Annotated in this window: 17 protein-coding genes and 1 riboswitch; of the genes, 5 read left to right on the top strand and 12 right to left on the bottom strand. The window is 70.8% G+C overall.

All coding sequences use genetic code 11. The annotated features are described in order from the left end of the window. Nucleotides 1-98 precede the first annotated feature (98 nt). Nucleotides 99-866 (bottom strand): metallophosphoesterase family protein, encoded by a 768-nt coding sequence (locus tag ACZ4VI_RS22280; protein ID WP_468001620.1) that lies wholly within the window; start codon nt 864-866, stop codon nt 99-101. 256 nt (nt 867-1,122) lie between these two features. Here ACZ4VI_RS22280 and ACZ4VI_RS22275 point away from each other — a divergent pair, with 256 nt between their 5' ends. Further along, the gene (locus ACZ4VI_RS22275; protein WP_468001618.1) at nt 1,123-2,919 is read left to right on the top strand and encodes an AMP-dependent synthetase/ligase; all 1,797 of its coding nucleotides are present in this window, start codon (nt 1,123-1,125) and stop codon (nt 2,917-2,919) included. Between the two features lie 126 nt (nt 2,920-3,045). Continuing rightward, on the top strand, nt 3,046-3,564 hold the full coding sequence (locus ACZ4VI_RS22270; protein WP_468001616.1) for a hypothetical protein: 519 nt from the start codon (nt 3,046-3,048) through the stop codon (nt 3,562-3,564). Between the two features lie 61 nt (nt 3,565-3,625). Here ACZ4VI_RS22270 and ACZ4VI_RS22265 read toward each other — a convergent pair whose 3' ends face one another. Further along, on the bottom strand, nt 3,626-4,768 hold the full coding sequence (locus ACZ4VI_RS22265) for a glycosyltransferase family 4 protein (protein WP_468001614.1): 1,143 nt from the start codon (nt 4,766-4,768) through the stop codon (nt 3,626-3,628). Nucleotides 4,769-4,855: 87 nt separating this feature from the next. On the opposite strand from ACZ4VI_RS22265, the gene ACZ4VI_RS22260 reads away from it, so the two are divergent. Continuing rightward, nucleotides 4,856-6,127: a glycosyltransferase 87 family protein gene (locus tag ACZ4VI_RS22260; RefSeq protein ID WP_468001613.1), complete on the top strand. Its 1,272-nt coding sequence runs from the start codon at nt 4,856-4,858 to the stop codon at nt 6,125-6,127. Between the two features lie 90 nt (nt 6,128-6,217). On the opposite strand, the gene ACZ4VI_RS22255 is transcribed toward ACZ4VI_RS22260, so the two are convergent. The 5 genes from ACZ4VI_RS22255 to ACZ4VI_RS22235 form a co-directional block, all read right to left on the bottom strand. Further along, nucleotides 6,218-7,429: a hypothetical protein gene (locus tag ACZ4VI_RS22255; protein WP_468001611.1), complete on the bottom strand. Its 1,212-nt coding sequence runs from the start codon at nt 7,427-7,429 to the stop codon at nt 6,218-6,220. 40 nt (nt 7,430-7,469) lie between these two features. Continuing rightward, nucleotides 7,470-8,489, bottom strand: coding sequence for a C40 family peptidase (locus ACZ4VI_RS22250; protein ID WP_468001609.1), 1,020 nt, complete (start codon nt 8,487-8,489; stop codon nt 7,470-7,472). A gap of 185 nt (nt 8,490-8,674) precedes the next feature. Further along, a complete protein-coding gene (locus ACZ4VI_RS22245; protein ID WP_468001607.1) occupies nt 8,675-9,703 on the bottom strand; it encodes a C40 family peptidase in 1,029 nt (342 codons plus the stop codon). A gap of 256 nt (nt 9,704-9,959) precedes the next feature. Next, complete coding sequence (locus ACZ4VI_RS22240) at nt 9,960-11,324, bottom strand: NYN domain-containing protein (protein WP_468001605.1); 1,365 nt, start codon at nt 11,322-11,324, stop codon at nt 9,960-9,962. Nucleotides 11,325-11,359: 35 nt separating this feature from the next. Beyond that, nucleotides 11,360-11,602: a hypothetical protein gene (locus tag ACZ4VI_RS22235; RefSeq protein WP_260228851.1), complete on the bottom strand. Its 243-nt coding sequence runs from the start codon at nt 11,600-11,602 to the stop codon at nt 11,360-11,362. A gap of 156 nt (nt 11,603-11,758) precedes the next feature. Between ACZ4VI_RS22235 and ACZ4VI_RS22230 the strand changes: the two genes are divergently transcribed. Together ACZ4VI_RS22230 and ACZ4VI_RS22225 are read left to right on the top strand one after the other, a co-directional pair. Further along, nucleotides 11,759-12,508, top strand: coding sequence for a rhomboid family intramembrane serine protease (locus tag ACZ4VI_RS22230; RefSeq protein ID WP_468001603.1), 750 nt, complete (start codon nt 11,759-11,761; stop codon nt 12,506-12,508). Next, a complete protein-coding gene (locus tag ACZ4VI_RS22225; protein ID WP_017238849.1) occupies nt 12,505-12,786 on the top strand; it encodes an Lrp/AsnC family transcriptional regulator in 282 nt (93 codons plus the stop codon). Before ACZ4VI_RS22230 ends, ACZ4VI_RS22225 begins: the two co-directional genes overlap by 4 nt. A 48-nt stretch (nt 12,787-12,834) precedes the next feature. Here ACZ4VI_RS22225 and ACZ4VI_RS22220 read toward each other — a convergent pair whose 3' ends face one another. From ACZ4VI_RS22220 to qcrC, 5 genes are all read right to left on the bottom strand, one after another. After that, nucleotides 12,835-14,199 (bottom strand): aminotransferase class V-fold PLP-dependent enzyme, encoded by a 1,365-nt coding sequence (locus ACZ4VI_RS22220; protein ID WP_468001601.1) that lies wholly within the window; start codon nt 14,197-14,199, stop codon nt 12,835-12,837. 183 nt (nt 14,200-14,382) lie between these two features. After that, nucleotides 14,383-14,499: riboswitch (SAM riboswitch) on the bottom strand. 97 nt (nt 14,500-14,596) lie between these two features. Further along, on the bottom strand, nt 14,597-15,661 hold the full coding sequence (gene trpD / locus ACZ4VI_RS22215) for an anthranilate phosphoribosyltransferase (protein WP_468001600.1): 1,065 nt from the start codon (nt 15,659-15,661) through the stop codon (nt 14,597-14,599). A 128-nt stretch (nt 15,662-15,789) separates the two neighbouring features. Continuing rightward, nucleotides 15,790-17,415 (bottom strand): cytochrome bc1 complex cytochrome b subunit, encoded by a 1,626-nt coding sequence (qcrB, locus tag ACZ4VI_RS22210; RefSeq protein ID WP_468001598.1) that lies wholly within the window; start codon nt 17,413-17,415, stop codon nt 15,790-15,792. Further along, complete coding sequence (gene qcrA, locus ACZ4VI_RS22205) at nt 17,412-18,464, bottom strand: cytochrome bc1 complex Rieske iron-sulfur subunit (protein ID WP_468001596.1); 1,053 nt, start codon at nt 18,462-18,464, stop codon at nt 17,412-17,414. The genes qcrB and qcrA overlap by 4 nt, the downstream gene beginning before the upstream one ends. After that, complete coding sequence (qcrC, locus tag ACZ4VI_RS22200; RefSeq protein WP_468001593.1) at nt 18,461-19,270, bottom strand: cytochrome bc1 complex diheme cytochrome c subunit; 810 nt, start codon at nt 19,268-19,270, stop codon at nt 18,461-18,463. Before qcrC ends, qcrA begins: the two co-directional genes overlap by 4 nt. Nucleotides 19,271-19,299: the final 29 nt, after the last annotated feature.

Below are 19,299 nucleotides of genomic sequence, written 5' to 3'. Positions count from 1 at the left end.
GTTCCTCCACTGTGCGGTCCGGCGGAAGTCATAGGGGCACGAGCGTGCCGACCCGAAGGCTATCGCGCCCTCACCGGCGGCCCGTCACCAGAGGCCCGTCACCACTCCAGCGTCCACGGCCTCCCCGTCGCCGCGAAGTGGCCCACGTTCACGCACTCCGTGCTCCCGACCCGCATCCGCCGCACCAGCGGCTGGTGGACGTGGCCGAAGAGCGCGTACCGCGGCCGCGTGCGCCGGATCGCGTCGAGCAGGGCCCGGCTGCCGCGCTCGAAGCGCCGCGCGACCGTGTCGTACGTCAGTTCCGGCACGTCCGGCGGGATGTGGCTGCACAGCACGTCGACCTCGCCGAGCGCCTGGACCTTCGCCGCGTACTCCTCGTCGGAGATCTCGTACGGGGTCCGCATCGGCGTCCGCAGTCCGCCGCCCACGAAGCCGAAGACCAGGCCGCCGAGCTCGACCCGCTCACCGTCCAGGACCGTCGTCCCGGGGCGGGCGTACTCGCTCCACAGCGCCGGGATGTCGACGTTTCCGTACGTCGCGTACGTCGGGTTCGGGAAGGCCGCGAAGAGCTCCTCGTACTGGCGGCGCACCGCGGACTCGATGGCGGTGTCGCGGTCGACGGCGAGCTCGGACCAGAGGCGTCGCCCCAGGTCACGGGCCTCGTCGTAGCGGCGGGCGGTCCGCAGTTCGACGATCAGGTCGGCGTTGTCGACGCCGAAGAGGTCCGGGAAGATGCCGCGGCTGTGGTCGGCGTAGTCGAGGAAGAGCACCAGGTCGCCGAGGCAGACGAGGGCGTCCGCGCCCTGGCCCGCCTTCGCGAGGGCACCGGCGTTCCCGTGTACGTCACTGACCACGTTGATCCTCATGCGGTTCAGCGTAGGGCGTCGGACCTGCGGTTACTTCCGAGTCGTCAAAGCTGTGGACTACTGTGCGCGAAGCACCGCCACAGCTGTGTGACGCACGGAACATCTGGCCAGGACCCCCTATCGGGAACCCAGTACTGATGGGTAACGTCCGGGCAGTCCAGTCGTGCTCACCCCCACTGAGCACCTGCCCGATCTTGGACCACACCGGTGCATCACACAGAGCCGTGGCGCCGGCGCCCGATGAGGAGCAGCAGTCTTGCGCGAGTTCAGCCTTCCGGCCCTGTACGAGGTCCCCTCGGACGGCAATCTGACGGATCTCATCCGCCGCAACGCCTCCCAGCACCCACAAGTCGGCGTGATGGCGCGCAAGGAGGCCGGCGTCTGGACGGACGTCACCGCCGAGCAGTTCCTCGCCGAGGTCCGCGGGGCCGCGAAGGGGCTGATCGCCGCCGGTGTCGAGCCGGGTGACCGGGTGGCGCTGCTGTCCCGGACCCGTTACGAGTGGGTCCTCCTCGACTTCGCGATCTGGAGCGCGGGCGCGGTGACCGTGCCGGTGTACGAGACGAGTTCGCCGGAGCAGATCCAGTGGATCCTCGGCGACTCGGGCGCCTCGCTGGTCATCGTCGAGTCGGCGGCACACCAGGAGTCGGTGGAGTCGGTACGGGCGGACCTGCCGGCCCTCAAGGGCGTCTGGCAGATCGAGGCGGACGCCGTCGCGCAGCTCACGGCGACCGGCGAGGACGTCTCGGACGAGCTGCTCGACGAGCGGATGTCGACGGCGAACGCGGACGACCCGGCGACGATCGTCTACACCTCGGGCACCACCGGCCGCCCGAAGGGCTGTGTGCTGACGCACCGGGCGTTCTTCGCGGAGTGCGGCAACCTGGTCGAGCGCCTGAAGCCGCTCTTCCGTACGGGCGAGAGCTCCGTGATGCTCTTCCTGCCCGCCGCCCACGTCTTCGGCCGCATGGTCGAGATCGCCTCGGTGATGGCTCCGATCCGGCTCGGCTGCCTGCCGGACATCAAGAACCTCACCGACGAACTGGCCTCGTTCCGGCCGACGATGATCCTCGGTGTGCCGCGCGTCTTCGAGAAGGTCTACAACTCGGCGCGGGCGAAGGCCCACGCGGACGGCAAGGGCAAGATCTTCGACAAGGCCGCGCACACGGCCATCGCGTACAGCCGTGCCCTGGGCACCCCCGAGGGCCCGTCCCTCGGCCTGCGGCTCAAGCACAGGCTCTTCGACAAGCTGGTCTTCTCCAAGCTGCGGGCGGTGCTCGGCGGGCGCGGCGAGTACGCGATCTCGGGCGGCGCGCCGCTGGGTGAGCGGCTCGGCCACTTCTTCCGCGGGATCGGCTTCACGGTTCTGGAGGGCTACGGCCTGACGGAGTCGTGCGCGGCGACGGCGTTCAACCCGTGGGACCGGCAGAAGATCGGCACGGTCGGGCAGCCGCTGCCGGGCTCGGTGGTCCGGATCGCCGACGACGGCGAGGTGCTGCTGCACGGCGAGCACATCTTCTCGGGCTACTGGCAGAACGAGGCGGCGACGGCCGAGGCGCTGGCGGACGGCTGGTTCCACACGGGCGACATCGGCACGCTCGACGAGGACGGCTACCTCGCGATCACCGGCCGGAAGAAGGAGATCCTGGTGACGGCGGGCGGCAAGAACGTCGCCCCGGCGGTCATCGAGGACCGGATCCGGGCGCACGCGCTGGTCGCGGAGTGCATGGTGGTCGGCGACGGGCGGCCGTTCGTGGGCGCGCTGGTCACGCTCGACGAGGAGTTCCTGGGCCGCTGGGCCGCCGACCACGGCAAGCCGGCGGGCTCGACGGCGGCGTCGCTGCGCGAGGACGCGGAGCTGCTCGCGGAGGTCCAGCGGGCGGTGGACGACGGCAACGCGGCGGTGTCCAAGGCGGAGTCGGTACGGAAGTTCCGCATCCTGCCTGCCCAGTTCACGGAAGAGGCCGGCCACATCACGCCGTCGCTGAAGCTGAAGCGGAACGTGGTGGCGAAGGACTTCGCGGACGAGATCGAGGCGATCTACCGGGCCTGACGGCCACTCGGAGCGCCCCCGGCAGGCCCGCGACACGGGCCGCCGGGGGCTTTCGCGCGCTGTCGGCGGATTCCGGCACAACAGGCGCAACAGGCACAACGACACATAACGAGGAGCAGGGGTTTCATGCGGCTCAAGCACACCGCCGGCCTTGGGGCGGCCCTCACCGCGACGCTGATCACCGTCACGGGCTGCAGCAGTTGGGGCGAGGACGCCGGACTGCCGAAGACCGGCGACATGGCGGGCGTCGAGCGGCTGGTCAGCAAGCACACGATGTGCAGCGACCTGCGTACCGACGCCGAGAACGGCGCCATGAGCCGGGAGTCCAAGGACCCGGACTGGGGCATCGCGCAGCGCGCGGTGTGCGGGAACGACCGCGAGATCACCATCACGCTGCTGTCCATAGCCGACATGGAGAAGTTCCAGGAGGCGAACAAGAAGGCGGCGGCCGCGGGGGCGGGCGGCAGGTTCTTCATCGGGCAGGACTTCGCGCTCGTCCCGAACGGAGAGCTGGTCGCCGCGGAGCTGATGGACTCAGGCACCCTTCTGTTCACCTGCGAGAAGGGCTTCAAGATCCCCGAGGGGTACCGGCAGGAGAAGCTCCTGGTCGACGGCTGCGCGCTGACCGACTACGTCCCGGTCTGACGCCGGCCCGCCGGCACGTCCACGCGTGCCGGCACGGCCGGTCCCTGGGGTCTCCCGCGGGCTACAGCAGCTCCTTGAGCTGCTCGGCGAGCAGGTTCCAGCGCCAGCGGTCCTCGACCCACTCGCGGCCGCGGGCGCCCATGCGGCGGCGCAGGTCCGGGTCGAGGAGGAGGGTCGCGATACGGTCCGCCGACTCCTCGGGGGCGTCGCCGCGCACCACCCAGCCCGTCACGCCGTCCAGGACCGCGTCCGGCGCGCCGCCCGAGTCGCCCGCGACGACCGGGAGGCCGGTGGCCGAGGCCTCCAGGTAGACGATGCCGAGGCCCTCGACGTCCAGGCCGCCCCGGCGCGTGCGGCAGGGCATCGCGAAGACGTCGCCGGCGCCGTAGTGGGCCGGCAGCTCCTCCCACGGCACCGCTCCCGTGAAACGTACGGAATCGGACACTCCGGTCGCGGCGGCGAGGCGCCGCAGGTCGGCCTCGTACGGGCCGCCCCCGACGATCAGCAGCACCGTGTCCGGCACCCGGCGCAGGATCTCCGGCAGGGCCCGGATCAGCGTGTCCTGGCCCTTGCGCGGAACGAGCCGCGAGACGCACACGACCACGGGCCGGTCGCTGAGCCCGAGCCGTTCCCGTACCGCGTCGCCGCCCGAGTCCGGGTGGAAGGTCTTCTCGTCCACGCCCGGCGGGAGCTGCACCATCCGCCCGGCCGCGGCCGGGGTCAGCGCGGCGGCGATCCGCGCGCGCGTGTACTCGCCGAGGTACGTGAGGGTGTCCGTGCCCTCGCCGATCCGGCGCAGGAGCTGCCGGGAGGCGGGCAGCTGCGCCCATCCCGCCTCGTGCCCGTGCGTCGTCGCGACGAGCCGTCGCGCGCCCGCGCGGCGCAGCGCGGGCCCCATCAGACCGAGCGGCGCGGCCGCCCCGAACCAGACCGATTCGCAGCCGTGCTCGCGCAGCAGCGCCGTCGCCCGCGCGGTGACCCGAGGTGTGGGCAACAGCATGGTGGTGCTGTCCCGCACCACCATGAAAGGCTGCTCCGCGTCGAACGCGGCGGTCGCCTCGATCCCCTCGCGGCTGCGCTTCCACGTGGAGGCGTAGACCACGACCCGCTCGGGATCCAGACGCAGCGCCATGTTGTGCAGGAAGGCCTGGATTCCACCGGGGCGGGGCGGGAAGTCGTTGGTTACGATCAGGGTCTTGTGCATCGCCGCCGAATGTACGTGACGGCACCCCCCGCCCGGCAACACCACCCCTCCGCATGCGCGGACCTAGCAGGATTGGACGAGGTAGGAATGACGGGCGTACTGGGTACGGCTGCCGAGCGCGCGAAAAGGAACCCCGTCCTCCTGTGGGGGCTCACCCGGATCATCCTGCTCCTCTGCGTCTTCAAGGTCGTCACGGTCCCCGGGCCGGACATCACCAGTGACATCGAGCAGATCTACCAGGGGTGGTACGAGGTCCTGAAGACCGGCACGTACCCGCTGGACGACGTGACCTGGCAGTATCCGCCGCTCGCCGCGCTCGCGATCCTCGCCCCCGCGCTGCTGCCGTTCCTGGGGTACTCCGCGGCCTTCTTCGTCCTCGCCTTCCTGTGCGACGCGCTCGTCTTCGGGCTGCTGCTGTACACGGGACGGCGGCGGGGCCGGAGCCCGCACGGTGCCTGGATATGGATCGCGGGCGTGCCGCTGCTCGGCCCGACCGCGTACGCCCGGTACGACCTGATGGTCACCGCGGTCGCGGTGGCCGCGCTGCTCGCCGGTCTGCATCGGCCGCGCGTGCTCGGCGCCCTGGCGGGCTTCGGGGCGATGCTGAAGGTCTGGCCGGCGCTGCTGCTTGCGGGCACGCCACGCGGCCGTGCGACGTTCCGCTCGTGGTCGACGGCGGCGGGCGCGGCGGCCGGGCTGCTGCTGCTCTGTGTCCTCGCGGCGCCCGGGGCGCTGGCCTTCCTGGGCTTCCAGCGCGACCGGGGCCTCGAGCTGGAGTCACTCGGCGCGATGCTCTTCCATGTGGCGCGCCACCTCGGCTGGGACGGCGTGGCACAGATGAACTACGGCTCGATCGAGTTCCTCGGCCCGTACGTCTCCACCGTCGCCACGGCGACCATGATGCTGTCCATCGCCGCGTTCTGCTGGCTGCTGGTGTGGCGGGTGCGGGCCCGCGCGTTCTCGACGACGACTCCGGCGGACGCGGCGTTCGTGGCGGTGCTGCTGTTCACCACCACGAGCCGGGTGATCAGCCCCCAGTACATGCTCTGGCTGGTCGGTCTGGCCGCCGTGTGCATGGCGTACCGGGCGAGCCGGATGCGGCGGCCGGCGCATCTGGTGGTGTGGGCGACGGCGGTGACGCAGTTCGAGTTCCCGGTCTGGTTCTCGCACGTGACGGACAGCGACCCGCTGGGCATAGGGCTGCTGCTCATACGCAACGGTCTCCTGGTCGCCGCATCGGTCTCGGCCTGCCGCATCCTGTGGCAGCAGACGGTGACCGAGCCGCGGCTCACTCCGGTGAAGATCCCGGCTCAGCAGACGAAGGAGCCGGAGCCCGCGAGGCGCCTGCCGGTCGCCTGAGGCGGTGCGGCCACCCGTGACTACCCCAGTGCGACGCCGCCAGGCCGCGCTACCCCAACCTTGCGTGGGCGTACGGCGCAGCCAGGCGCCCTACCCCAGCCGCTCCCGCACGTAGTCCCGCCAGTCCGCCGTGAAGGCCTCCGGGGTGGTGTCCAGGGCCTCGGAGAGGGCCTTCTCCACTGCGCCCTCGCGCTGCGGATGGGCGCCCACCGCGCGGTAGAAGTCCCTGAGTTCCTGCTCGCCCCAGCGCTCCGCGATCAGGGCGCACGCGAGCCAGCCGCCCTCGTACGCCCGGGCCAGGGCGTCCGCGTCGCTGCCGAAGGTGAAGGCCCTGTCGTCCGGGAGGGCCGGCGGGAGGTCGCCCGCGCGGACCGCGCGGCGCAGTTCGGGGGCCGCCTGGGCGGCCGTGCGGCCCGTGCCGCGGTACGCGACCCAGTCCGCGAAGCCCTCGGAGAGCCAGACCGGGGTGGACGCGGAGGTCGCGGTGCGGGTGGCCACGTGGGTCGTCTCGTGGGTGAGGACGACCTGCTGCCCGAAGTCGCCCAGGACCCCGTACGCCTCGGGGTTGACGATCACCCGGTCCGCGGGCGCGTCCGGGCCGCCGTCGACCTCCCCCGTCGTGACGGCCGCTATCCCCCGGTACGAGGCGGCCGGCGCCCCGAGCAGCCCGCCCATGGCCTCCAGCGAGGCCGGGACGAGGATCACGACCCGGCCCGCCCAGTCCCCGGGCCAGGCCCCCGAGACCGCGGGCACAGCCCGGTCGGCGGCCGCCGCGATCGCCCTGAGCCGCTCCTCCGGCTGCCCGACGCCGAGGACGAGGCTGCGCCCTCCCCGTACCGCCTCCACCTCGCCCTGCTGCCACAGCTGCTGGGCGGCGCCCTTCACGGGCCGGTCGCCGGTCACGTACCACCGGCCGTCCCGCTCGGTCAGGTCCAGGACGCGTTCGGTGGTGACCGGTCCGGAGTCGTAGCCGGCGATCCGGTAGCTCAGGTCGGCGCGGACCGTCGCCCGGTCGTCCCCGGCCCGGTCGACGCCCTTCAGCCGGTATCCCCACGAGGCGAGCGGCACCTCGGACAGCCGGTCGAACTCCTCGATCGCGGTGGGCGCGTGCGCGGGGTCGAGATCCACGGCGTACGCCGCCTCGTCGCGGGCAAGCAGCGCCCGCGCGTGGCGGTCGAGGAGCGTCCGGATCTCCTGGGGCGCGGGATCGGCGGGCTCCGGGGCCGCGCACCCGGCGAACGCGAGCAGCACGGTCAGACAGGCTGCCGCCCCTCGCCCTACCCCACGCCCCTGACCTGCCACGCTCCCGATCGTACGGGCAGACGAGCGGACGGGCGTCCGGTCAGACCCGCGTCACCGTCACGTGGGACATCATCCCGACCGGGTCGTAGCGCACCCGCGCGCCGGGATACGGGGCGTGGATGACCTGCCCGTTGCCCGCGTAGATCCCGACGTGGCTCCCGTCTCTGCGGTACGTCACGAGGTCGCCCGGCTGCGCCTGCGAGAGCGGCACCCGGCGGCCCGCGGCCCGCTGCGCCGCCGAGGTCCGGGGCAGGCTGATCCCGGCCTGCCGGTACGACCAGACCATCAGGCCCGAGCAGTCGAAGGCGGACGGTCCCGTCGCGCCCCACACGTAGGGCTTGCCGATGGCGCTGCGCGCGGCGATCACCGCGGCGGCGGCCCGCGAGGAGGCGGGGCCGAGGTCGGCGAGCGGCGGCAGCTCGCCGTCGAGTGTGTCCCGGCCCGAACGGGAGGCGCGGCCCTCGAAGTCCGCGCGCTCGTCCTCGGTGAGCGACTGGAGCAGCCGGCGGGCCTCGGCGAGCTTCCGCTCGACGGTGCGCTTGTGCCGGGCGACCTGGGTGCGGCTGCGCTCCAGCTCGGCGAGGAGCCGGCCGGCCTCGGTCCGCTCCTGGTTCAGCCGGCGCTGCTCGTGCTGGAGTTGGCCGAGCGCCACGCCCTGCCGGGAGGCCACCCGGTCGAGGAGGGAGGCCCGGTCGAGGTACGAGTCGGGGTCGGCGGAGAGCAGCAGTGCGAGGGCCGGGTCGATGCCGCCGGAGCGGTACTGGGCTCCGGCGACCGAACCGAGCGCGCCCCGCATGCGGTTGATGCGCTCCTGGCCGCGCGCCACGCTGTCCTGCGCCTGGGTCACCGTCCTGCGCAGCGCGTCGGCCCGCTCGTCGGCCTTGTTGTAGCCCTCGGTGGCCTGTTCGGCCTCCTGGAAGAGCCGGTCGACGGTGGCGCGCGTCGTCTCCGGGGTGCCGCTCGGGTCGGCGCTCGCGGGGACGGCGCCGAAGGCCGTGGCCGCGGTGGCCGCGGCGGCGGTCAGGACGGTGACCCTCGCAGGTCGTCGGTGGGACGCCACGTATCGCGCTCCGTTCGGTGTGGCCCGGGCTGGCGCGGCAGACAGTAGCCGTTGATCACTCCCCGTCCAACGAAGCCTTCGGGCACCCAAAGTGACGCCCCGCCGGAGACCACAGGTCACCGGCGGGGCGTCACGTCAGCCAAGGATGCGACAAACCACCCGATCGGGCGTCACGTCGGGACGCGTCAGATGCGCACGCCGAACTGGAACGTGCCCATGTAGTCCATCGACTCGTAGCGCACCGACGCACCGGGCTTGGGAGCGTGCAGGATCGTGTTGTTGCCCGCGTACAGACCCACGTGCGAAAGGCTGTTGAAGAAGACCAGGTCGCCCGGCTTGAGCTGGCTGCGGCCGATCTTCACGCCGTCGTTCTGCTGGGTGTAGGTGGTGCGGCTGAGCTGGACGCCGGCCTGGCGGTAGGCCCACTGCGTCAGACCCGAGCAGTCGTACGAGTTGGGGCCCTCGGCGCCGGAGACGTAGGGCTTGCCGATCTGGGTGGCGGCGGCGTTGAGCGCGGTCTTGCCACGGGCGGAGGCCGGGACCTCGTTGCCGAGTTCGACGCGGTCGCCGGCGGCGCGGCTGGCGCGCTGCTCCTCGGCCTGTATCTTGGCGCGCTCGGCGGCGGTCAGGCTGTTGAGCAGCTTCTGCGCCTCGGCGAGCTTGCCCTGGTAGAGCTTCTTCTTCTCGCCGAGCGTCTTGCGGACGTCCTCGAGGTCGGTGAGCTTCGTCGTCGCCTCGGCCCGCTGCTGGGCGAGGGTGCGCTGCTTGGCCTGGATCGACTGCAGGACGTCGGCCTGCTTGGCGCCGAGCTGGTCGATCGCGGACGCCTTGTCGAGGTAGGTGTCCGGGTCGGAGGAGAGGAAGAGCTGGATGGCCGGGTCGATGCCACCGGAGCGGTACTGCGCGCTGGCGACCGAACCGATGTTGTCCCGCAGGGTGTTGAGCTCCTGCTGGCCGCGCGCCACCTTGTCCTGGAGCGCGCCGATCTCCTTCTGGAGCGTGCCGCGGCGCTCTTCGGCCAGGTTGTACTGCTCCGTGGCCTCCTCGGCCTCGTGGTGCAGCTTGTCGACCTTCGACTTGACCTCGTCGATCTTCGGCTTGGGAGCCGCCTGGGCACCGGTCTGGGCGGAGAGCGCAACGGCAGCGGCGGCGGTCGCGGTGAGCACGGTCACACGGGTGCGGCTCGGCTGCTTGGGTCGACGGTGGGACGCCACGAAGGCGAGCTCCTTCTTCCTCGAGCCGCCCAACCGAACTGCGTCAGGCGGTTCCTCCGCTGCCATCCCCGATGGATGATCAACCGCGCGAAGGTTCGAGGCCCGACCCTAGTGACCATCTTGTGATCAGTTCAAATCCTCATGAGCAAAATCTCGCCCACAGAGCACTTTATTTCCGCACACCACACGGGCAGTAATGAGCACTTGACCGTGCGCCCTCCAGAATTCGGGCATTACGCCCAGGAGTTGCAAGGTGTCACGACATGCGCGAAAGCCGCTTGAGCAACAAGGCGGACGCGACGGGCCGCGCACCGGCCTTGGCGACGCCGTCGGCCACCTCGCGGTCGGTGGAGACCACCACGACGGGGCGGCCCGGCGGCTCGGCGCGCACGAGCTGACGGATCAACTCGTCGGCCGTGACACCCGGCTTGGAGAAGAGCACCCGCACCCCGCGCGGCGGCGCGAGGAGCACCGGGGCGGCCAGCTCCGCCCCGTCGAAGACACAGGTGACCTCGGCGCCCGAGCGGGCCGCGAGCGCGGAGAGACCGCCGAGCAGCCGCAGCCGCTGCTTCTCCAGCGGCATGGTCGGGTAGCCGGTCTTGGTGACGTTGTAGCCGTCCACGACCAGATGGGCCTGGGGCAGCGCGAGGAGCTGGTCCAGGAGCGCCGGGTCGGTCTCGGACAGCGCGCGGGCCGCGATGTCCTTCGGCGACATCTGGCCGGGCCGCACCGCGTCGACGGAGTCGGCGGGGTGGACGGAGACGGGCGGCAGCGCCAGTTCGCGGCGCAGCCCCTGAGCGGCGTCGAGCACCGTGTCGAGCAGCAGCCGCAGCCGCATGTCCTCCACCGAGCGCCCCTCACGGGCGGCCCGGCGGCTGGCCTCCAGGGCGGCCTCGACCTCACCGAGCCGGGCCCTGAGGCGCCGGGTCTCGCTCTCGGCGGCCGAGACCTGCGCCGCCGCCTCCGCCCTGACCGTGTCGATCTCGGCATGGGCGCGGCGCAGCGCCGCCTCACCGCGCTTCACATCGCTCTGGGCGCTGCGCAGCTTGCGGTGAAGCGATTCGGCTTCCCGGCGCGCCGCCTCCAGGTCGTGGCGCAGCTCCTCGGTCTCCGCGCGGCCGCGCTCCCGGGCGGCGGCGACCTCCTCGCGCAGCCGCTCCAGCTCGCGCCTGCCCGCCTCGTCGGCCCGCTCGGCGTCCGCCCGCTGGGCCTCCTCGCCCGCGGCGGCGACCAGCTTGACCCAGCCGGCGGGGCGCAGCACATAGGCGGCCGCGGCGACGTCGACGGGGTCGGCGGCGGCCGGCGGGGCGCCGGTCTCGACGGCCCCGGCCAGCTCGGGCTGAGCCTCCTTGAACCGCTCGCCGATCCGCTGCCGGAACACCGGGTCGCTCTCCAGGGCGGCGGCCATGGCGTTGCCCGCGAACTTGGCCCGCCGGCTCGCGGTGAAGCGGGCGTACTGCCGCAGGGGTGCCGGAAGTTCCGCGACGGTCAGCCCGCCGAAGGCGTCCGAGACGAGCGCGACGACCCTCCGCCGCACGCCGTCAGGCAGCGGGCGGTCGAGCGCCTCGGCAGCGTCACCTGCCGCGCCGGCCGGCTCACCACCGTGCGCGGGCTGCTCCACGTTGCGTCACCCCATTGTCGTCCGCGTCGCCTCCGTCAGGAGGCGGTGCCGGGCCTGTCCACCAGTTCGATCTGATCCACCGCGTTGCACCAGCGGCAGCGGACCGACTCGATGGTCTCACTGACCACCTCGCGCTCCTCGACCTTCGGCTCGCCCGCGAGATCCAGATGGACGTACTCGACGACCTTGGAGGAGCGGGTCACATCGAACCGGGTCAGATTGCCGCAGAGGGTGCAGCGCCAGCGGGTCTCGGCGGTCGGCAGGGGAACCGTCGTCATCGTGCCGTCCTCTTTCATGTACGTGAAGCGGATGCGGGTGCCGCGGTGCGCCGTCGAACTGCGGAGGTACTGCCCCGTACCCTACGGCTTCGCGGGTACCCCGTGTCGCGGCGAGGCACTCTGTCCAGGTCGGCCCCGTTACGCCATGATCTGTCCATGATCGACTGGCGGCAGACGAACTGGCGAGGAGCGGCCCTCGGGGCATGGCGGGGCGCACGGAGCGGCCCCACGGTGACCTACGCCCTGATCGCCGCCTGCTGCCTCACGTTCCTGATCAGCCCGGTGTCGGGCCTCCAGCCGGTGTACGGGACGGAGGACACGGCCCTGGCGGCGCAGAGCGCGTACTTCCACCGCTGGGGAGTCGTACCGGACGAGCTGATGGGCGGCGAGCCGCGCACCCTGCTCACCCCGCTGACCGCCCTCTTCGTCCACGGCAGCTGGCTGCACCTGCTCGGGAACATGCTGTTCCTGTTCGTCTTCGGCGCGATGGCCGAGGAGCGGATGGGGCGCGTCGCGTTCGCCCTGTTCTACCTGGGCTGCGGATATCTGGCGCTGCTCGGCTACGCGGCGGCGTACGCGGACAGCGAGCAGACGCTGGTGGGGGCGTCGGGGGCGATCTCGGGCCTCCTGGGAGCGTTCCTGTATCTCTTCCCGCGCTCCCGGGTGACCAGCCTGTTCCCGTTCCTCTTCTTCCTGCCGCTGCGGTTTCCCGCCTGGATCGTGCTGGTCTTCTGGTTCGTGCTCCAGTGGCTCGCGGCCCGTTCGGCCGGTGCGGGTCCCGGCGTGGCCTATCTGGCGCATGTGGTGGGCTTCGCCGTCGGCTTCCTCTACGCCTGGGGCCGCCACCGAGGTGGGGATACAGTGAAGTCCTCAGCCGCGGCGACCGAGGGAGATAGCCAGCCGTGATCACCGCGATCGTGCTCATCAAGACCAGCGTGGACCGCATCCCCGAGATCGCGGAGTCGATCGCCGCGCTCGACAGCGTCAGCGAGGTCTTCTCGGTGACCGGTACGTACGACCTGATCGCCATGGTCCGCGTGCCCCGGCACGACGACCTGGCGGACGTCATCCCGGGCCGGATCAGCAAGATCCCCGGCGTCGAGGCGACGGACACGCACGTCGCGTTCCGTACGTACTCCCAGCACGACCTGGAAGCGGCCTTCGCCATCGGCCTGGAGTCGTGACGGAGGGGGCCCCGCGAGGAGGCCCCCTTCACCCGTACGAGTGGGTGCTCAGCCGCGGTCCGGCACGCAACGGCCGTCCTCGGTGCGGTACTTCCACTGCGCGCCGTCCCTGACGAGCTCCTTCACGGCCCGTACGAAACGCTCCACGTGCTCGTCGGGCGTACCGGCGCCGAAGCTCACGCGGATGGCGTTGAGCGACTTCTCGCCGGGCGCGGCCTCGGGGGCCCCGCACGCGCCCTGGGTCTGCGGGTCGCTGCCGAGCAGGGTGCGGACCAGCGGATGGGCGCAGAAGAGACCGTCGCGGACGCCGATGCCGTACTCGGCGGAGAGCGCGGCGGCGAAGTGGGAGCTGTTCCAGCCCTCGACGACGAACGAGATCACACCGACGCGGGGTGCGTCGTCGCCGAAGAGCGAGAGCGCCTTCACCTCGGGCACCTCGGCGAGGCCCTCGCGGACGGTGGCGACGAGGTGCTGCTCGCGGGCGACGAGCTGGTCGAACCCGGCCTCGGTGAGCGCCTTGCAGGCGGAGGCGATGGAGTAGACGCCGATGACGTTCGGCGAACCGGCCTCGTGGCGGGCGGCGGTGGTGTGCCACTCGACGTCCACTCCCCCGTCGGCGCGGCGGGCGACCTTCTTGGACGCACCGCCGCCGGCGAGGTACGGCTCGGCGTCCTGGAGCCAGTCGGCGCGGCCGGCAAGGACACCCGAACCGAACGGGGCGTACAGCTTGTGCCCGGAGAACGCGACCCAGTCCACGTCCAACTCCCGTACGGAGACGGGGTGGTGGGGCGCCAGCTGGGCGGCGTCGAGAACGATCCGGGCGCCGTGCGCGTGCGCGGCGGCGGCCAGCTCCTTGACCGGCCACAGCTCACCGGTGACGTTCGACGCACCGGTCACGCAGACGAGCGCAGGTCCGTACGGGTCGCGGTCGGCGAGGGCGCGCTCCAGGGTCTCGACGGCCTGGGCGGGCGTACGCGGGGCGTTGAGGTAGGTGACCCGGGCGTCCTTCCAGGGCAGGAGCGAGGCGTGGTGCTCGGTCTCGAAGACGAAGACCTGACAGTCCGCGGGGATCACGGCGGCGAGCAGGTTGAGCGAGTCGGTGGTGGAGCGGGTGAAGACGACCTGGTCGCCGGGGCGGCAGTCGAGGAACTCGGCGACGGTGACGCGGCTGCTCTCGAACAGGTCGGTGGAGAGCTGCGAGAGGTACCCGGCACCACGATGGACGCTGCCGTAGTACGGGGCGTACGCGGCGACGTCGTCCCACACCCGCTGCAGGGCCGGCGCGCTGGCGGCGTAGTCGAGCGCGGCGTAGGTCACCTCGCCCCCGGTCACGAGCGGAACGGTGACATCCCGCCCGAGAACGGGCAGCGGGGCACAAAGGGACTGGTCGGCGGCAACGGTGGAGACAGACATGGCGAACTCCCGTACAAGGCAGGCGAATTCGGTGCCTCAACGCGACCGGGACGCACGGGTGCGTGGGTGCGGAGGCACACGGAAAAGGAAAAGGGGGTACGAAGAAGGGGCTTCGAAGCCCTAACGCATTCGCTTGCTCACGAGACTGCTCCCTTGAGGACCAGGACCCCAGGGTGTCGCAGGGGTCCGCGCTTGCCGTAGACCTTGTTGCCTACAGCCTGGTCTTCACCCGGGGCACCCCGCCACGGACGGAGGGTTGCCGGACAGCAAGCCGGGGCTTCGTAGCTGTCACTCATGACCTGGCACAGAACGTATGCCACGTGATCGCCGACGCGCAACCCGAGTCCGGAATCCGGGACGCGAAAGGGCCCCGCCGCAGCGGGGCCCTCTCCTGGAATCACGCGTTGCTGACCGCGATCCAACGCTCAAGCGCCTGCCTCGCCGCCCCCGAGTCGATCGACTCGGCCGCCTTCGCGATCCCCTCGCGCAGTTGCTCCACGAGAGTGCCGCTCCCCGGCTCGAGCGCCGTCAGCGCCGCCGCCGAGTTCAGCAGCACCGCGTCCCGTACCGGACCGGTCTCGCCCGCGAGCAGGCGACGGGCCACGTCCGCGTTGTACGAGGCGTCGGCGCCGCGCAGCGCCTCCACCGGTACGAGTTCGATGCCGACGTCCCGCGGGTCGAAGGCCTCCTCGCGCACCGCCCCGTCCCGTACCACCCACACCCGCGACGTGGCCGTCGTCGTCAGCTCGTCCAGGCCGTCGTCGCCGCGGAAGACCAGCGCGGAGGAACCCCGCTCGGCGAGCACGCCCGCGACGATCGGGGCCATCCGGGCGTCCGCGACACCGGTCGCCTGGGCCCTGACACGGGCCGGGTTGGTGAGCGGGCCGAGGAAGTTGAAGACCGTGCGGATGCCCAGCTCCTTGCGGGCCATCGCCACATGGCGCAGCGCCGGGTGGAACTTCACGGCGAAGCAGAAGGTGATCCCGGCCTCTTCGGCGACCTCGGCGACCCGCTTCGGGGTCAGCTCCAGGTTGACGCCGAGCTTCTCCAGGACGTCCGAGGCGCCGGACGCGGAGGACGCGGCCCGGTTGCCGTGCTTGACGACCTTGGCACCCGTGCCGGCGACCACGATCGCCGACATGGTGGAGATGTTGACGGTCTTGGCGCCGTCGCCGCCGGTGCCCACGATGTCGACGGTGGCCCCGGGCACCTCGATCGTGTTGGCGTGCTCGTACATGGTGCGGACGAGGCCGGTGATCTCCTCGACGGTCTCGCCCTTGGCCCGCAGGGCCACGACGAATCCGGCGATCTGGGCGTCGGTGGCCTCGCCGCGCAGGATCCGGTCCATCGCCCAGGCGGTGTCCTCGGCGCTCTGATCGCGGCCGGTCAGCAGACCGTCCAGGACGACGGGCCAGGAGCGGTCCGCCGTGGTAGGTCCTCCAGCGGGGGTCACAGCGCTCATGGCAGCTCCTGGTCATCACGTGACGGTTACACCACCACCCTATCGATCCACGGGGACGGCAAAGAGCCCCGTCCATCGAATGGACGGGGCTCCTGCCGTGGCGACCTCAGGTCGAGTGGATCAGGTGATCAGTGGTGGCCGTGGCCGCTGGTGATCTCCTTGTACTCCTCGGCGGTCGGCTTGGCGATCTGGTTCTCCTCGCCGTAGTAGCTCTTGCTGAGCCTGACGCGGAGCTTCTCCATGCGGCCGATCTTGCGCTCCACACCGTTCTCGTCGACCAGCGGGCCGAGCTCGGCCGGCTTGTTCTGCTCGTGCGCCGTGAGCTTGTACAGCTCACCCTGGCTGAGCGGCTGGTGGACCTCGACGAACTCACCGTGCGGCAGGCGCTTGATGATGCCGGACTCGCGTCCGTGCAGCACCTTGTCCTTGTCCCGGCGCTGGAGGCCGAGGCAGATCCGCTTGGTGAAGATGAACGCGAGGACCGGTCCGACGAAGAAGAAGATCCGGACGAACCAGGTGATCGAGTTCAGCGACAGGTGGAAGTGGGTGGCCCAGAGGTCGTTTCCACCACCGACGAGCATGACCATGTACGCGGTGATCCAGGCGACACCGAAGGCGGTGCGCGTCGGAGCGTTGCGCGGGCGCTGCGCGATGTGGTGCTCGCGCTTGTCGCCGGTGATCCAGGACTCGATGAACGGGTAGACCGCGATCGCCGCGAGGACCAGCGGGAAGATCGCCAGCGGGATCATCACGCCCAGGACGAGCGTGTGGCCCCAGAGGTTGATCTCCCAGCCCGGCATGACACGGATCAGCCCCTCGGCGAAGCCCATGTACCAGTCGGGCTGGGCGCCGGTGGAGACCATGTCCGGCCGGTAGGGGCCGAGGGCCCAGATCGGGTTGATCGAGGCGATCGCCGAGATGATCGCGATGACACCGAAGACCAGGAAGAAGAAGCCTCCGGCCTTGGCCATGTACACCGGCAGCAGCGGCATGCCCACGACGTTGTTGTTCGTACGGCCGGGGCCCTCGAACTGCGTGTGCTTGTGGTAGAAGACCAGGATCAGGTGGGCGACCACCAGGCCGAGCATGATGCCGGGCAGCAGCAGGACGTGCGCCGCGAAGAACCGGGCCACGAAGTCGCCGCCGGGGAACTCGCCGCCGAACAGGAACATCGACAGGTACGTGCCGATGACCGGGACGGACAGGATCGCGCCCTGCATGAAGCGGACACCGGTGCCGGAGAGCAGGTCGTCCGGGAGCGAGTAACCGGTGAAGCCGGTGAACATGCCCAGGAAGAACAGCAGGAAGCCGAACAGCCAGTTGATCTCACGCGGCTTGCGGAACGCGCCCGTGAAGAACACGCGCATCATGTGCACGAACATCGCGGCGAGGAAGATCAGCGCGCCCCAGTGGTGGATCTGCCGGATGAGCAGACCACCGCGCACATCGAAGGAGATGCGCATGGTCGAGTTGAACGCCTCGGACATCAGCTGTCCCTGCAGCGGGACGTAGCTGCCGTGGTACTCCACCTCGTTCATCGACGGGTGGAAGAACATCGTCAGGTACACACCCGTGAGGATGATGACGATGAAGCTGTAGAGGGCGATCTCACCGAGCATGAAGGACCAGTGGTCCGGGAAGATCTTCCGCATGTTGGCCTTGGCCAGGGAGTAGATCCCCAGGCGGCCGTCGGCCCAGTCGGCGACCCGCTCACCGGCGGGTGCCTTCTTCTGCGTATCGGTCACAGTGCTCATCCGCGCTCCCAGAAGGCAGGGCCGACGGGCTCCGCGAAGTCGCCGAGCGCCTCCAGGTTGCCCTTGTCGTTCACACCGATCCGCAGCTGCGGAAGGGCGTGGCCGGCCGGGCCGAAGATGACGCGGGCGCCGTCGGCGAGGTCGAAGGTGGACTGGTGGCACGGGCAGAGCACGTGGTGCGTCTGCTGCTCGTACAGGGAGATCGGGCAGCCCACGTGGGTGCAGATCTTCGAGAAGGCGACGATGCCCTCGTGCGACCACTCGAGCTCTTGCCTGTCCTTGATGTCCTCCGGCTGGATCCGGACGATCATCAGGGCGGCCTTGGCGATCTGGACCTGGAAGTCGTGGTCGTGCTCCGAGAGGCCCTCGGGCATCGCGAAGGTCAGCGAACCGACCGGGACGTCCTCGGGACGCAGCGGCTCGTGCGTGTTCATGTTGATGAGCTGCTTGCCGTTGGCCCACAGGGTGGACCGGAGCTTCTTCTCGGGCAGCGGGCCCATGTCACGCAGCAGCACGAGACCGGAGAGCGGTACGAGCGTCAGCGCGCCGAACATCGTGTTGCGGATCAGCTTGCGGCGGCCCATCTGGGACTCGGCGGCGCCGGCCGCGAAGTCCGACATGACCTTCGCCTTGGTCTCCGGCGATGCCTGGATCGGGTGACGCTCGTCGGCGATCTCCACGTCGGACATCAGGGTGCGGGCCCAGTGGACCGCGCCCGCGCCGATGAAGAAGAGCGCCGCGCCGAGGGTCAGACCCAGGGCGAAGTTGAGCGCGCTCACCCGGCCGAACGGGAAGATGTAGACGATCTTGTCGACCGGGAAGATCACGTACGAGGCGATGAAGCCGACGGTGGCCAGCATCGACAGCGTGAACATGAAGGCGACCGTGCGCTCGGAGCGCCGGGCGGCCCGGTCGTCGATGTCCTGGATGCGCGGCTTGTGGGGCGGGAGGCCCGGGTCCGCGAACGGGTCGTCGAGGACCTTCACCGCGCCGTGCGCGGTGTCCTGCTCTGCGGGCAGGTTCTCTTCTGGAATCTCTTGGCTACTCATGACTTCTTGGCCTTAGCGGTGTGGGCCGCGACCCAGACGGCAACTGCGATCAGGGCACCCAGACCGAAGATCCATCCGAACAGACCCTCGCTGACGGGGCCGAGGCCACCGAGCTTGAGTCCGCCGGGGCTGTCGGACTTGTCGCTGTTGACAGCCTGGACGTACGCGATGATGTCCTTCTTCTCCTTCTCCGGCATCGTCGTGTCCGGGAAGGAGGGCATGTTCTGCGGGCCGGTCTGCATGGCCTCGTACATGTGCTTCGGGCTCACGCCTGCGAGGTTCGGGGCGTACTTGCCGTGCGTCAGGGCGCCGCCCTCACCGGTGAAGTTGTGGCACTGGGCGCAGTTGTTGCGGAACAGTTCGCCACCGCGGCCGATGTTGGCACCGGCGGTGTCGTACTGGTTCTCGGTCGGCGTGATCGGGCCGGCGCCGAGGGAGGCGATGTACGCCGCGAGCTGATCGATCTCAGCCTGCGAGTAGATGACCTTCTTCTTCGGCACCTGGGCGCCCGGCTGCTGGGCCGGCATGCGGCCCGTGCCGACCTGGAAGTCGACGGAGGCGGAGCCGACGCCGACCAGGGACGGGCCGTCAGAGGTGCCCTGACCGCCGGTTCCGTGGCAGCTGGCGCAGCCGACGGCGTAGAGCTTCTGACCCTCCTCGATGGCGAGGGACTGGGCGGTTTCATCGGCCTTCGCCGTGCCCGCGGGCGCGAACGCGGCGTACAGCCCCCCGGTGGCCGCCAGCGCGAGGAGTAGGACGACGACCGCCGCCAGCGGATGGCGTCGTCGTGCGGAGAGCTTTTTCACGGATTACCCCGGTGTCAGGATCTTCTGCG

The organism is Streptomyces sp. NPDC029169 (assembly GCF_055563935.1).
The sequence above is the reverse complement of the archived record's forward strand: the minus strand, read 5'-3'. Positions and strand labels throughout refer to the sequence as shown.

Coding starts and splice junctions, on each gene's coding strand:
- ACZ4VI_RS22280 (WP_468001620.1), bottom strand. CDS start 866: ATGAGGATCAACGTGGTCAGTGACGTACACGGGAACGCCGGTGCCCTC.
- ACZ4VI_RS22270 (WP_468001616.1), top strand. CDS start 3,046: ATGCGGCTCAAGCACACCGCCGGCCTTGGGGCGGCCCTCACCGCGACG.
- ACZ4VI_RS22265 (WP_468001614.1), bottom strand. CDS start 4,768: ATGCACAAGACCCTGATCGTAACCAACGACTTCCCGCCCCGCCCCGGT.
- ACZ4VI_RS22260 (WP_468001613.1), top strand. CDS start 4,856: ATGACGGGCGTACTGGGTACGGCTGCCGAGCGCGCGAAAAGGAACCCC.
- ACZ4VI_RS22235 (WP_260228851.1), bottom strand. CDS start 11,602: ATGACGACGGTTCCCCTGCCGACCGCCGAGACCCGCTGGCGCTGCACC.
- ACZ4VI_RS22230 (WP_468001603.1), top strand. CDS start 11,759: ATGATCGACTGGCGGCAGACGAACTGGCGAGGAGCGGCCCTCGGGGCA.
- ACZ4VI_RS22220 (WP_468001601.1), bottom strand. CDS start 14,199: ATGTCTGTCTCCACCGTTGCCGCCGACCAGTCCCTTTGTGCCCCGCTG.
- trpD (WP_468001600.1), bottom strand. CDS start 15,661: ATGAGCGCTGTGACCCCCGCTGGAGGACCTACCACGGCGGACCGCTCC.
- qcrB (WP_468001598.1), bottom strand. CDS start 17,415: ATGAGCACTGTGACCGATACGCAGAAGAAGGCACCCGCCGGTGAGCGG.
- qcrA (WP_468001596.1), bottom strand. CDS start 18,464: ATGAGTAGCCAAGAGATTCCAGAAGAGAACCTGCCCGCAGAGCAGGAC.